The following is a 13,311-nucleotide window of genomic DNA, read 5'->3' as shown; positions in this document are numbered from 1 at the left end:
CCAATTGTGTAAAGCACACGGATTTACACAAAAAAGGGGGGGTTCCATGTACATTGCTGATCTGCACATCCATTCCCGGTACGCCCGGGCCACCAGCCGGGACTGCGACGGGCCTCACCTGGATCTCTGGGCCAGGAAAAAAGGGATTGCCCTGCTGGGCACAGGAGACTTCACCCACCCGGCATGGCGCAGGGAGCTGGAGGATCAGCTTGTGCCTGCGGAGGAAGGATTTTATGCGTTAAAGACGGAGCACCAGCTTCTGGACGGGCCTGAGGCGGCTGCGCGCTTTGTGATTTCCGGGGAAATCAGCTCCATCTACAAGAAGGACGGCAGGGTGCGCAAGGTGCATTCGGTTATCCTCCTGCCTGATTTCGACAGCGCCCGCCGGCTTTCCGCCCGCCTGGAGGCCATCGGCAACCTTCACTCCGACGGCAGGCCCATCCTGGGCCTGGACTGCCGGGATTTGCTGGAAATCACCCTGGAGGCCTGCCCCCAGGCCATGTTCATTCCCGCCCATATCTGGACGCCCCATTTTTCCCTTTTTGGGGCTTTTTCCGGCTTTAATACCATAGAGGAATGTTTTGGGGATATGTCCGGGGAAATTCATGCCCTGGAAACAGGGCTTTCCTCAGATCCTCCCATGAACTGGCGGGTTTCCCAGTTGGACGGCTACACCCTGGTGTCAAACTCTGACGCTCATTCCCCCCAGAAGCTGGGCCGGGAAGGGAACCTGTTGGATACGGAGCTGTCCTATCCTGCGCTGAAACAGGCCATTGAGACGGGAGAAGGCTTTGGGGGCACCCTGGAATTTTTCCCAGAGGAGGGGAAATACCATCTGGACGGCCACCGGAACTGCGGCGTGGTGCTTTCTCCCGCCGAAACGGAGGCCCTGGGGGGACGCTGCCCGGTTTGCGGGAAAAAGCTGACCATCGGGGTGGAGCACCGGGTGGAAGAACTGGCAGACAGGGAAGAAGGCTTCCGGCCTGTAAAGGCCAAGCCCTTTGAAAGCTTAGCGCCCCTGCCGGAGGTGATAGGAGCCTGCTGCGGGTATTCGGAGGGCAGCAAAAAGGTGCGGGCCTGTTACGAACACATGATAGCAGAGCTTGGCCCGGAGTTTTCCATCCTGCGGGAAAGCCCTCTTTCCGACATCAGCCAGGTGGCAGGGCCTGCTGTGGCGGAGGGAATTGGCCGCCTGCGCCAGGGCCGGGTGGAGCGCAAAGCTGGGTTTGACGGGCAGTTTGGCGCTGTGATTCTGCTGACCCCAGCGGAAATAGAGGCCCTTGAGGGGCAGACCAGCCTGTTCGCCCTGTACAGCGCCGGAAAAAAGCCTGGCCAAAAGAAAAAAGCCGGGAAAAAGCCCCAGGTGAAAGCCGCGGAAAAGCCTCTGCTTCCCCAATCCGCCATACCAAACCCGGAGCAGCAGGCCGCTGCCTGCGCTGTGGAGCCAGTAGTGGCGGTGATAGCCGGGCCGGGAAGCGGGAAGACTAAAACCCTTGCGGACAGGGTGGAATTCCTGCTCGCCCAAACGGGGGCAAAGCCCCGGGAGATTACGGCAGTCACCTTTACAAACCAGGCCGCTGGGGAATTGCGGGACAGGCTCGCGTCAAAGCTGGGAGGCAGGCGGGCTGTTTCCGGCATGACCATTGGCACCTTCCACAGCGTGTGCTGGCAGCAGTTGGGAAAGCCCGGGCTGGTAAGCGAAAGCGAGGCCCTCTCCCTTGCGGAAAAGCTTTTGGAGGGCCGGGGAATTCGTGTCACGCCCAGGCGGTTTTTAGAGGAGCTTTCCCGGCGGAAAAACGGCATGGGGCCAAAGGAAACGGCAGTGGAGGAGAGTTTGCTGGAGGAATACCGCATCCTGCTGGAGGGGCGGCTGGACTTTGACGATCTTCTTTTACAATCCCTGGCCCTTGACCCGCCAGCCCCCAAAAGCCTTACCCATCTGCTTATAGACGAGTTCCAGGACTGCAACAGCCTGCAATACCGGCTGGCCCTGCATTGGGCGGAAAAGGGGAAAAGCCTTTTTGTCATCGGGGATCCGGATCAGTCCATCTATGGCTTCCGGGGCGCGGCAGGCAGGTGCTTCCAGCAGCTAAAGGAGGACAGGCCCGGCCTGCGGGAAATACGCCTTGTGCGAAACTACCGCTCCACCCCGGAAATCCTGCAGAGCGCCCTGGAAGTCATCTCCCATAACCCCGGCGGGCCGCGCGTCCTTGCAAGCGAAGCCCCTAAAGGCCCCCTTGTGCGGTGGTGCAAAGGAGAGGACGAGTTTTCCCAGGGGATATTCTGCGCCAAGGAAATTGCCGCCATGACAGGGGGCATGGACATGCTGGGGGCGCGCCAGCGGGAAGCCTTCTATGCTTTTTCTGAAATTGCGGTGCTGTGCCGCACCCGCCGCCAGCTTGAGGCCTTGGAACGCTGCCTGCGCCGGGAGGACATCCCCTGCGTAATCGGGGGCCGGGATGATTTCCTGCAGGAAAAGGAGGTGCTGGGCACAGCCGCCTTTTTCCGGTTCCTGCTGGACTTTACAGATGCGGGCGCTTTAAAATCCTGCCTGGAGCTTTTGTGGGGCTGCCCTGCTTACCACCGGGAAACAGCCGCCGCCTGCTGCGGGGAAACCGGGCAGGGGAGCATAGAGCCTTTGAAAGGGCGGCTGGGGGATATCCCGGCACTGCAGGGCTTTTTGCAGGCAGCGGAAGAGTATCTGCCCCGGGTAAAGGAAAAGCCGGAAAAGCTTTTGGAAAGCTGGGCAGCCAGGCAGCCAAAGTCCCGGGCATTAAAGCGCCTGGCAGGCGTCGCGGCCTTTTCCTCCAGCCTGGAAGATTTCCTCAACACCCTGCTGTTAGGCGAGGAGGGAGATCTGCGCCGCCAGTCCGGCAAAACTTACGCCTCCGGGGCCGTGTATCTCAGCACCTTGCACGGGGCCAAGGGGCTGGAATTCTCCGTAGTCTTTCTAGCTGGAGTGGACAAGGGGACCCTGCCCCTGGAATCCGCCAAAGGCCAGGCAGACGCCGAGGAGGAACGCCGCCTGTTTTATGTGGGCATGACCCGCGCCCGGGAGGAGCTTGTCTTGCTTTCCTCCGGGGAGCCTTCTCCCTTTATGGAGGAAATCCCACCGGAACTGCTGGAAAAGGAGAAAATCCCTCTAAGGGAAAAGCCAGCCGAGCAGCTCCGCCTGTTTTAACAGAAAAGAAGGGGCACACTGCAAAGCAAATTGCCTTTACAGTGTGCCCTTTGTCATGCCAGCAGGCATAGCCTGAAAATTTAGCTGCCCAGCACAATCTCCTTATGCTGTTCGGAAGAATCGTAAATGGCCTGCATCATCTGGGCTGTGACAATAACGGTGTCGATGTGGGAAGGCAGCTTCCTGCCTGTCTTGATACAGTCCACAAAAGCGTCTATCTCATTTTGGAACATATCCCGGGATGTATACTGAGGGGTAAACTCCACCAGCGCGCCGTTTTCCACTGTGTACAGGGTGAACTCCTTGCCATACTGCAGCCGGATGCCGCCCTTGTCCCCCATAAAGTCGATATAGCGGTCTTCCGCGCCGATATTCTGCGCCCAGGCGCCGTTTAAGGTAATCACAGGGCCGGAGGTGCGGATCATGCCGGTAACGGAATCGTCCACGTCGTACACGCCGTCATACTTGGGAGGCCCTGCCCACATGTCTTTATACACATAGCTTTCCATATCCTTGCCCAGCTTGCAGAAGGCCTCGCCTGTGACAGTGCGCACAGTGGGATCGCCGCAGCAGTACATAACAATATCCAGGTAGTGTACGCCCCAGTCGATAAGGGCGCCGCCGCCTGCAATGGCCTTGGTGGTGAAAGCGCCGCCCAGGCCGGGGATAGAGCGGTGGGCGCGGAAGCTCACATAGACGTGGTGGATGTTCCCCAGGCGGCCGGAATCAATGTATTCCTTTATGCGGTTTACGCCGTCGTTAAAGCGGTTTACCACGCCGATGTTCAAAACCTTCCCTGTTTCGTGCTGTACCTTCTGCATCTCCAGGGCTTCCGCGTAAGTGCGGGAGGCAGGCTTTTCGCACAGCACGTTTTTCCCGGCCCGCAGGGCGTCCATAGCGATAACCGGGTGCATGTCGTTGGGGGTGCAGACAGACACAGCTTCAATTTCCGGGTCGGCCAGCGCCGCATGGTAATCCACAATGGCCGTGCCGCAGCCATACTCTTTCACGGCTTTCTCGGCCCGCTCAGGGATGATGTCGCAGAAATATTTGATTTCCGCCTCGGGGTTCTTCATATAGGACGGGATGTGGGCGGCGTTGGCAATGGTGCCGCAGCCGATAACAGCTACCTTCATGATGATACACTCTCCTTATCAGTTTCACATCGTTTTCGGGCTTTATGGTGATTATACCTTAGCGCGCCGGTATTTGCAATGCGGATTTTAGAAAAAATCCCCCCGCCGCCTTTTTTCCTGATTTACACCTGCGGGCAAGTGTGGTACAATAGACGAAACTATGAAAAAGGGAGGTTCCACCTATGAACCAGACCATTGACGTATTGATGAAACGGAAATCTGTCCGCCAGTTTGAAGAAAAGGAAATCCCCGCCGACGTAAAGGAAGCCATTCTGGCAGCAGCCATGCGCGCCCCCACTGCCGGCAACTCCATGCTCTACTCCATTTTGGACGTGACCGACCAGAAGCTGAAGGATCTCCTCTCGGAGAGCTGCGACCACCAGCCCTTTATCGCCACAGCCCCTCTGGTGCTGGTTTTTCTGGCGGATTACCGCCGCTGGGTGCGCAAATTTGCCCAGGCCGGGTGCGAGGCCCCCAAGCCCCGCTTAAGCGACCTGATCCTCTCCACCAACGACGCGGTTATCGCCGCCCATGCCGCCTGCGTGGCAGCGGAAAGCTTTGGCATCGGCTCCTGCTACATCGGGGACATTATTGAGCAGTGGGAAACCCACCAGAAGGCTTTTAACCTGCCCCAGTATGTGGCCCCGGTATCCATGCTGGTGTTCGGCTATCCCACCCAGCTTCAGAAGGACCGCAAGCAGCCCAGCCGCTTCCCCAAGGAGATGATCGTTTTTGAAAACGGTTATCACGATCTTACCGATGAAGAACTGCTGGCCTATTATGATAACGAGAAGGCCGCCGCTTTCTGCAAACGGAAGTACACCTCGGATTTCGCCCTGGAAATGGAGCGATCCGCCAAGGAGATTTTGAAAAACTGGATGGGCGAGCCGTAATTTCCCGCCCTTCCACCATTACAAAAATAAAAACAAGGAGCAAAATTATGTATCCCTTTTCTATCGGCGTCATGCTGGATTCCTTCCGCACAGACATGCTCACTGCCCTGGACAAGGCCGCGGCCCTGGGGGCCAAGGGCATCCAGGTGTATGCTACCCGGGGGGAAATGTCCCCGGAAAAGCTGGCAGGGGAAAAACGCAAAGAATTCCTGAAAGCTGTAAAGGATCATGGCCTTACGGTTTCCGCCCTGTGCGGCGACCTGGGCAAGGGCTTTGTAAACCCGGAACTGAACCCCGGGCTGATTGAGCAGTCCAAGCGCATTCTGGACTTGGCAAAGGATTTGGAAACAGACGTGGTAACTACCCATATTGGCGTGGTGCCGGAAGACCCGGCCCATCCCCGCTATGGAATCATGCAGGATGCCTGCGGAAAGCTTGCAGCTTACGCGGACGGGATGCAGGCCCATTTTGCCATTGAAACAGGCCCGGAGAAGGCCGCCACCCTCAAAGGCTTTCTGGACGGCCTGCACTCCACCGGCGTGGCGGTGAACCTGGATCCCGCAAACTTTGTCATGGTCACTGGGGACGATCCAGTACAGGCTGTATACACCTTAAAGGATTACATTGTCCACACCCATGCCAAGGACGGGCGCAGGCTGGCTGTGCGGGATCCGGAAGTGCTTTACGGCATGGTAGAGTCTGAAATGCTGAGTGACCCCTCTTATATTGAGCTGCCCTTGGGCGAAGGCGACGTGGATTTCCCCAACTACTTGAAAGCCTTAAACGACATTGGCTTCAAAGGCTTCCTCACCATCGAGCGGGAAGTGGGGGATGACCCGGAAGGGGACATCGGCGCGGCAGTGCGCTTTTTGCAGAACCTCATCCGGTAAGGCTGGCTATGACGGCAAACGAATACCAGGAAAAGGCCATGGCAACCTTAAACCCGGATTTATCCCCTAAGGACGTGCTGATAAACAGCGTGATGGGTTTGTGCGGGGAATCGGGGGAGGCCATTGACCTTGTGAAGAAATGGCTTTTCACAGGCCACGGTTTTGATCGGGACGCCTTGATAAAAGAGCTTGGGGACGTGGCCTGGTATCTAGCCGAGGCCGCCACAGCCCTGGGCCTGCCCCTGGAGGCTGTTCTGCAAAGCAACCTGGACAAGCTGCAAAAGCGGTATCCCAAGGGCTTTGATTCCGAGCGTTCCAGGAACAGGGAAGAAAGCTAGAAGCACCAAATGCAGCCGCGCCTTTATTTCCAGGGGGCGGCTGTTTTTTTATGGGAAACGGGTTGTAAATTCAGGCAAAGGGTGGTAAAATCCATATTGCAAGAGGAAAACTGCCCTTTTTGAACGGGCGGTGTGAAAAATACAAAGAAAGGAACGATACCGGGTACAAAAGGCCGCTTTTTCATGGCTTTTTGCGGCGAATCCTGGTTCGCATGGCGATTTAAGATGGAGGGCGAATCACCCAAACAGCCCCTGCTGGCAAAAATCGGCAGGGAAGGCATGAAAAAATTCCTGATTATCAACGCGGGGGTGTTCCTGCTCTCGCTGGGGGTATATTTTTTCAAGTTCCCCAATAACTTCACCACAGGCGGCGTAAGCGGCATTGCCATTATTCTGGGGCGGCTCATCCCGAACCCGGCCATATCGCCTGCCACCATGATGTCTGTCATCAACATTGCCCTGCTGGTGGTGGGCTTTATCTTCCTTGGCAGGGACTTTGGCTTCTGGACAGCCTATTGCAGCATTATGTTCTCCTTTGAGACATGGCTTTTTGAAAAAATCTTCCCCATGGACAGGCCCTTCACCGACCAGCCCCTTCTGGAGCTGTGCTTTGCCATCATGCTGCCGGCAGTAGGTTCTGCGCTGCTCTTTAATAGCAACGCCTCCAGCGGGGGCACAGATATTGTCGCCATGATACTGAAAAAGTATGCCAGCATCACAGATATCGGCAAGGCCCTGTTTGTCAGCGATGGCCTGATAGCCTTGTCCGCCTGTTTTATTTTTGGGATGCAGACAGGCCTTTTCTCCCTGCTGGGCCTGTTTTTAAAGGCTTTCGTGGTAGATTCTGTCATTGAAAGCATTAACCTGTGCAAGTTTTTTGCCATTGTCACCTCAAAGCCCCGGGAGATCTGCGACTATATCATACAGGACATGAACAGAAGCTCCACCGTCATTGACGCCATGGGCGCCTATACCCACGCGGGCTGCAAGGTGGTGCTCATAGCCTGCCGCCGGGGGGAGGCGGTGCGCCTGCGGCAGAAGTGCAAAACCATTGACCCCAAGTGCTTTATGTTTATCACCAACACCAGCGAGATCATCGGCAAGGGATTCCGGACAGTATAGCATTTAGAGAATAAGGGAAACGGCGGTAAAGTTGAGAATGGAAAATCAGCATAAAGAGGAATTTATCGAAATCTTTCAGCGGCATGTGGCAAGGGACGGCGGGGATAAGCTTTTAAACTGGCTTTCCGGCACAGATTTTTTCACCGCCCCTGCCAGCACCAAGTACCACTGCGCCTGCGAGTGCGGCCTGGTGCAGCACAGCGTCAATGTATACCAGGTTATGCGGGAAAAATATTTCGAGGAAGGGGACAGCGAGGAAAGCTTTGCCCTGTGCGGCCTGCTCCATGACGTATGCAAGGCCCAGTTTTATAAAATTTCCACAAGGAATGTGAAAAACGAGGAGACAGGCCAGTGGGAGAAGAAGCCCTTCTATTCGGTAGAGGACGCCTTTCCTTATGGCCATGGGGAAAAGTCTGTATTCCTTATTGAGCGCTTTGTGCGCTTAAAGCCTGCCGAGGCCATGGCAGTGCGCTGGCACATGGGCGGGTTTGACGACTCAGTGCGGGGCGGCAGCTTCGCGTTAAGCGTTGCGTTTGACCGCTACCCGCTGGCTGTAAAGCTGCATCTGGCAGACTTGGAGGCCACTTACCTCCGGGAGCATGGCACCTCAGAGGCCAGACGCTGAAAGGGGGGCGCATATGGATGCCATCACAGCCTTTGGGCTGACAAAGCAATATGCCGGGCGCACAGTGCTCCAGGGGCTGAACCTGCAGGTGCAGCAGGGCAGCGCCATGGCCTGCGCTGGCTGGGAGAACTCCGGGAAAACCACCCTGATACGGCTGCTGTCCGGGCTGTGCAGGCCTACAGCAGGGGAGTGCGCTGTTTTGGGGATGTCCCCGGCCTTTGAAACGGCGAAGCTTCATGCCCGCCTGGGGGTGGTGTTGGACAAGGCCCCTTTGTACAGCGGCATGACCTTAGGGGAGAACCTGCGGTTTTTCGCGGGCATCCATAATATGGACGGGAATGACAGCCTGGAGCGTTCTTCCTTTTTGCTCCACAGGCTGGGCATTTGGGAATACCGGGATGAAAAAGCTGGAGCGCTGCCCACAGGCGTGGCCCGCCGGGCCAGCCTTGCCAGAGCCTTGATGCACTCCCCCCAGGTGCTGCTGATGGACGAAGCGGCCCGGGGTCTGGACGCGGAAACCGCGGAAATAGTCCAGGATCTGCTGGCCTATCTGGTGCGGGAGGAGGGGATTGCCCTGCTGCTGGGCACCCGGAACATGCAGTATGCCCAAAGGGTCTGCGACAGCTTTTCCCTCATGCAGGCCGGCGTGCTCATTGCCAGGGGAAGCCTGGAAAGCCTGCGGCAGGGGGCAGGGGTGCGTTTCCGGGCCGCCCTGCGCCTGGGGGAAGGGGAGGGAACCCTTCCTGGCTTTCATCTGGAGGACGGGCTGTGGCAAAAGGAGATAGATTCCGAAAACGAAATGCCCGCCATTATCGCCCAGGCAGTGGGGCAGGGGAAAAGCCTGTATGAGGCAAAGCTTATCCGGCCCACGCTGGATGAAATATATCGCGCCTGCCTGGCGGGAGGCAGGAGAAGGGAGATGGCCTATGAGCAGGGAACCCAGCGGCAAGAGGACAAGGCTGCCGGAGAAGAAACCCCAGCGGACGGAGCAGAATCCGGGACGGAACAGCCGGGAGAACCCAGAGGGGAAGAATAGGGCTGTTTTTTCCTCTTCTGAAATCATCCTGGTGAAAAAGGATTTAAGCAGCCTGTGGAGCCGCAAAGGCATCCGCGCCCTGCTGGTGCTGGTGCCGCTTTTTCTGGCGGTAATTGTCCCCATTGTATACTTTACCGCCATTTCCCTTGTGCCCATCGCCCCTGGCGCCCGGGTGCCGGAGGGCATATGGGCTTTGCTGCCGGAATATGAGGGGAAGCTGGCATACCGGCAGGCGTGGATGGAAGCCTTCACCACCCTGCTGTGCCCCATGCTGTTCCTCTGCGTGCCCCTGCTCACCGGCGCGGTTTCTGCCGCCTGCGCCTTTATAGGGGAGAAAGAGGAGGGGACGCTGGAAACCCTCATGCTTTCCAGCATGAACGCCCGTTCCATTTTCAGCGCGAAAATCGGCTGCTGCGTAATGCTATCAGTTTTCCTGTCTTTGATGGCTTTTGCGGCATTTTTCCTGACAGTTACAGTGGCCGATGTCCTAACAGGCGCGCCTTTTTTCCTGCGCATTGACTGGCTTATCACGCTGTTCCCCTTAACGCCTGTTATGTCCCTGTTTTCCGTGGTGTTTATCAGCCTGATTATTACCCGGGTACACAGCACAGGGGAGGCTATGCAGACCCTGGGCTACCTGATTCTGCCAATAGTGGTGGTATATCTGGTGCAGTTTACCGGGGTGTTCCGGCTTCATTGGGCGGTCCTGCTGGTGCTGGCAGCAGCGCTGGGGGCAGTTTCCGTTATCCTGTACAATATTTCGGCCCAAAATTTCCAGCCTGAAAAACTTTTTGTCCAGGAAGCCGGGGACAGCGTGTACGAATCATAGCCCGGCAGGATATAGGCGTGGCGAAAGCACAAAGTTTGTTAAAGGGAAATTTCACAAATGCAGGAGATTGGTTTTCGGATCAAAACATTCTCAAAGGGAATGTTTTGGGGCATGGGGCTTGTGCCGCGGATATAAAACGCATGGCTTGGACACTTCCCAGGACACGGGAGTATCCAATGTGCAGAGAGTATACAGAAAATCCGATAAATTTTTAAACTTGGTTTTAGGGTCAACCCCTTTTTTAAAAGGGGTTGTGGGGGTATGGGGCAAAGCCCCATAGGTGTGCACCGTAGATATAAACTGCGTGTTCGGACACTCCCCCAGGACACGCTCCTCTTGACAAATGGAAAAAGATTTGGTAAATTTTGTGCTGGGCAGCTTTTTCTTACCCCTGCCCTTCACTTTTTAGCTTTGGAAAGGATGGTTCCTATGGAAATTCATTTTACGCCGAAAGGCGTCTGCTCCCGCCACATTGATGTGGTTGTGGAGGACGGCATTATCCAGTCTGTCAAGTTTACCGGAGGCTGCAGCGGCAACACCCAGGGTGTGGCGGCTCTGGCCCAAGGCATGAAGGTACAGGATTATATTGACCGCTGCAAAGGGATCCGTTGCGGCGTCAAGTCCACGTCATGCCCGGATCAGCTTGCCGCAGCCTTGGCCCAGGCTTTGCAGGCATAAGCTCCGGCTTTTTCAAAAAAGGCGTATGTATAAGGAAAAGGGTGCTGGCCCCGCTGGGGGACAGCACCCTTTTTGCGCGCAGGCTTTCATGTGAAAACCTGCCGCCGCGTCCTTTCAGGACTGTGTGGCGTTAGCAGCCGCAGTTGCCGCCGCAGCCGTTGCAGCCGCAGTCATTGCCGCAGTTGCAGCCGTTGTTGTAGCTGCCGAAATTCCCGCAGCCACCGCAGCACAGAAGGATGAGAACGATGATGATGATCCAAGAGCAACCTCCGTTACACATTGAAGAACGCCTCCTTTCATTTACACTCTATCTTATGGCAGGGGAGGAAAAGTGTTACAGCTATGAAAAAAAGAGAATACAGGAGATTTTATCAGGAATCAGAAGATATATTCTCATAAATCCGTATAGGCGAATATGAAAGCCGGATTTTTTTAAAATTCCTTCTTGACTTTCCCGGAAAACTTGGTATACTTAAAGTCAAAGAAAGTCAAAGACAAAAACGGAGATGAGAAGGAATGCGTATCAGCGACAGCGTTGCAAACTATATTTTGCAGCTCCTAAATGAAGCCGACGGCATTGCCGAGATCCAGCGCAACGAGCTGGCAAGCTTCCTGGGGTGCGTGCCCAGCCAAATAAACTATGTGCTCACCTCGCGCTTCACCCCAGAGCAGGGATATCTGGTGGAAAGCAGGCGGGGCGGCGGCGGGTATATCCGCATCACAAGGCTCCGGCTTTCCACAGCGGACATGATTATGCATATTGTAAACGCTGTGGGGGATTCCCTGGACGCCGCCACAGCCCGGGCCATGACCGCCAACATGGTGCAGAATTCTGTGCTGGCCCCCCAGGCGGCAGACCTTATCCAGGCGGCTGTTTCAGAAAAGTCCCTGGCCGCTGTGCCCCGGGAACTGCGGGAGGCGGTGCGGGCCGCAATCTATAAAAACATGTTGCTGGCAACCAGGACGTAACCATATAACAGAGAAGGAACAGGAGGAATTTGCATGATCTGCCAAAGATGTGGAAAGAACAACGCAACCACTCATATCAAAACGACTGTCAATGGCAAGATGACAGAGCTTTACCTCTGCCCGGAATGCGCCAGGGAACAGGGGTATACCCATCTTTTTGAAGACTGGGGATTTAACAGCCTGGTAAGCGGGCTAATGGGCGGGGCCGCTCCCCAGCGCCAGGTGCCCCGCTGCCCTTCCTGCGGGGCAAGCTTTGAAGAAATATCCCGCAGCGGGAAAATGGGCTGTGCCGCATGCTACAATGCCTTCCGCAAAGAACTGGCGCCCATTATCCAGCGGGTACACGGCACAACGCGGCACAAAGGCAAGGTGCCCGGCGGCTCGGCCCTGCGTGTGGCGGATCCCAACCAGAAGCTGGTGGCTGTGGAAACCACCCTGGCAGATGAAAAAAAGCGGCTGCTGCAAAAGGCCATAGAAGCCCAGGACTTTGAACAGGCCGCTGTACTGCGGGACGAGATACGGGATTTGGAGAAACAGCAGAAAGGGGAGAAGTAATCATGAAGTGGTATGAAAAAGCCGGAGCCAGCGGAGACGTGGTGTGCAGCACCCGGGTGCGGCTGGCGCGGAACCTGAAACAGTATCCCTTCCCGGACAGGGCCTCCCTGGAGCAGCGGGAAGACATTAAAAAACGTGTGCGGGACGCCCTCCTTTCCGGCAACAGCATTCTTTCCAAGGAATTTCAGTTCCTGCCCCTGGAGGAGATGGACGAAGAAACAGCAGTGTCCCTGGTGGAGCGGCACATTGTCAGCCCCGGGTTTATTGCCGGCCGGCAGGGGAAGGGCGTGCTGATTGCAGAGGATGAAAGCATTTCCATTATGATAAACGAGGAAGACCACCTGCGTATACAGGTGCTGCGGGAGGGCCTGTCCCTGAAAGAGGCCGCTGAAACAGCGGATCGGCTGGACACCCTGCTGGGGGAAAGCCTTTCCTTTGCCTTTGACCAGGAATTCGGCTTCCTCACCCAGTGTCCCACAAATCTTGGCACCGGTATGCGGGCCTCCGTTATGCTGCACCTGCCAGCCCTGCAGGAAAGCGGATCTATAGCGCGCATCTGCGCAAACCTTTCCAAGCTGGGCCTGACCCTGCGGGGCACTTACGGCGAGGGGACAAAGGTTACAGGGGCGCTGTACCAGCTTTCCAACCAAATTACCCTGGGGCTAAGCGAAAACGAGGCCATTGAGAATTTAAGCGCCATTGCAGGGCAGTTGATAGAGGAAGAGCGCAGGCTGCGGAACCAGATGTGCAAAAACCTGCTTTTGCAGGACAAAATAACAAGGGCGGCTGGTGTGCTGGGCAGCGCCCGGGTAATTTCCACCGGGGAGTTTATGGAGCTGCTGTCCTATGTGCGGCTGGGCCTTGCAGCAGGGCTTTTGCAGGGGGTCACGCCGGAAGAACTGAACGCCCTGTCTGTACACGCCCAGCCTGCCACGCTGATGGCCCAAAACGGGCAGAAGCTTTCTGAAAACCAGCGGGACGCCAAACGTGCCTGCCTTGCCCGGCAGGTGTGCGGGAAGCTTCGAGATGTGATGGAATAAACGTGTTTTGAAAGGAGCT

The 13,311-nt window shown here is 56.4% G+C and carries 15 protein-coding genes; 12 read left to right on the top strand and 3 right to left on the bottom strand.

Features of this window, described 5'->3' with window-relative positions; all coding sequences use genetic code 11:
• The first annotated feature begins 46 nt into the window (after window positions 1-46).
• A complete protein-coding gene (locus D1841_RS01640; protein WP_160641403.1) occupies window positions 47-3,181 on the top strand; it encodes a UvrD-helicase domain-containing protein in 3,135 nt (1,044 codons plus the stop codon).
• Window positions 3,182-3,261: 80 nt separating this feature from the next.
• On the opposite strand, the gene D1841_RS01635 is transcribed toward D1841_RS01640, so the two are convergent.
• Complete coding sequence (locus tag D1841_RS01635) at window positions 3,262-4,317, bottom strand: Gfo/Idh/MocA family protein (protein ID WP_160641402.1); 1,056 nt, start codon at window positions 4,315-4,317, stop codon at window positions 3,262-3,264.
• A 182-nt stretch (window positions 4,318-4,499) separates the two neighbouring features.
• On the opposite strand from D1841_RS01635, the gene D1841_RS01630 reads away from it, so the two are divergent.
• From D1841_RS01630 to D1841_RS01620, 3 genes are read left to right on the top strand one after another with little or no spacing between them, the layout of a single operon-like run.
• Entirely contained in the window at window positions 4,500-5,210 is a 711-nt protein-coding gene (locus tag D1841_RS01630; RefSeq protein WP_160641401.1) for a nitroreductase family protein, read from the top strand.
• Window positions 5,211-5,257: 47 nt separating this feature from the next.
• On the top strand, window positions 5,258-6,100 hold the full coding sequence (locus D1841_RS01625) for a sugar phosphate isomerase/epimerase (protein ID WP_160641400.1): 843 nt from the start codon (window positions 5,258-5,260) through the stop codon (window positions 6,098-6,100).
• Between the two features lie 8 nt (window positions 6,101-6,108).
• On the top strand, window positions 6,109-6,438 hold the full coding sequence (locus D1841_RS01620; protein ID WP_160641399.1) for a nucleoside triphosphate pyrophosphohydrolase family protein: 330 nt from the start codon (window positions 6,109-6,111) through the stop codon (window positions 6,436-6,438).
• Between the two features lie 23 nt (window positions 6,439-6,461).
• Here D1841_RS01620 and D1841_RS01615 read toward each other — a convergent pair whose 3' ends face one another.
• A complete protein-coding gene (locus D1841_RS01615) occupies window positions 6,462-6,683 on the bottom strand; it encodes a hypothetical protein (protein ID WP_166554211.1) in 222 nt (73 codons plus the stop codon).
• On the opposite strand from D1841_RS01615, the gene D1841_RS01610 reads away from it, so the two are divergent.
• The 5 genes from D1841_RS01610 (at window position 6,664) to D1841_RS01590 (ending at window position 10,728) form a co-directional block, all read left to right on the top strand.
• Window positions 6,664-7,560, top strand: a complete 897-nt coding sequence (locus D1841_RS01610) for a YitT family protein (protein ID WP_160641477.1) — start codon at window positions 6,664-6,666, stop codon at window positions 7,558-7,560. The genes D1841_RS01615 and D1841_RS01610 overlap by 20 nt on opposite strands.
• Window positions 7,561-7,597: 37 nt before the next feature.
• A complete protein-coding gene (locus tag D1841_RS01605; RefSeq protein WP_160641398.1) occupies window positions 7,598-8,185 on the top strand; it encodes an HD domain-containing protein in 588 nt (195 codons plus the stop codon).
• A gap of 13 nt (window positions 8,186-8,198) precedes the next feature.
• On the top strand, window positions 8,199-9,221 hold the full coding sequence (locus tag D1841_RS01600) for an ABC transporter ATP-binding protein (protein WP_160641397.1): 1,023 nt from the start codon (window positions 8,199-8,201) through the stop codon (window positions 9,219-9,221).
• On the top strand, window positions 9,112-10,050 hold the full coding sequence (locus tag D1841_RS01595; protein ID WP_160641396.1) for a hypothetical protein: 939 nt from the start codon (window positions 9,112-9,114) through the stop codon (window positions 10,048-10,050). Before D1841_RS01600 ends, D1841_RS01595 begins: the two co-directional genes overlap by 110 nt.
• A gap of 429 nt (window positions 10,051-10,479) precedes the next feature.
• Entirely contained in the window at window positions 10,480-10,728 is a 249-nt protein-coding gene (locus tag D1841_RS01590) for a TIGR03905 family TSCPD domain-containing protein (protein WP_160641395.1), read from the top strand.
• Window positions 10,729-10,858: 130 nt separating this feature from the next.
• Here D1841_RS01590 and D1841_RS01585 read toward each other — a convergent pair whose 3' ends face one another.
• Window positions 10,859-11,008 (bottom strand): hypothetical protein, encoded by a 150-nt coding sequence (locus tag D1841_RS01585; protein WP_166554210.1) that lies wholly within the window; start codon window positions 11,006-11,008, stop codon window positions 10,859-10,861.
• A 236-nt stretch (window positions 11,009-11,244) separates the two neighbouring features.
• On the opposite strand from D1841_RS01585, the gene D1841_RS01580 reads away from it, so the two are divergent.
• From D1841_RS01580 to D1841_RS01570, 3 genes are read left to right on the top strand one after another with little or no spacing between them, the layout of a single operon-like run.
• Window positions 11,245-11,697 carry a CtsR family transcriptional regulator gene (locus D1841_RS01580; RefSeq protein WP_160641394.1) on the top strand — a complete coding sequence of 151 codons (453 nt, stop codon included), beginning with the start codon at window positions 11,245-11,247 and terminating at the stop codon, window positions 11,695-11,697.
• Window positions 11,698-11,730: 33 nt separating this feature from the next.
• The gene (locus tag D1841_RS01575; protein ID WP_160641393.1) at window positions 11,731-12,252 is read left to right on the top strand and encodes a UvrB/UvrC motif-containing protein; all 522 of its coding nucleotides are present in this window, start codon (window positions 11,731-11,733) and stop codon (window positions 12,250-12,252) included.
• A gap of 2 nt (window positions 12,253-12,254) precedes the next feature.
• Window positions 12,255-13,292 (top strand): protein arginine kinase, encoded by a 1,038-nt coding sequence (locus D1841_RS01570; RefSeq protein ID WP_201751165.1) that lies wholly within the window; start codon window positions 12,255-12,257, stop codon window positions 13,290-13,292.
• Window positions 13,293-13,311: the final 19 nt, after the last annotated feature.

The organism is Neglectibacter sp. X4 (genome assembly GCF_009917365.1).
GTDB lineage: Bacteria > Bacillota > Clostridia > Oscillospirales > Acutalibacteraceae > Acutalibacter.
This window is presented reverse-complemented; position numbering and strand designations above follow the sequence as displayed.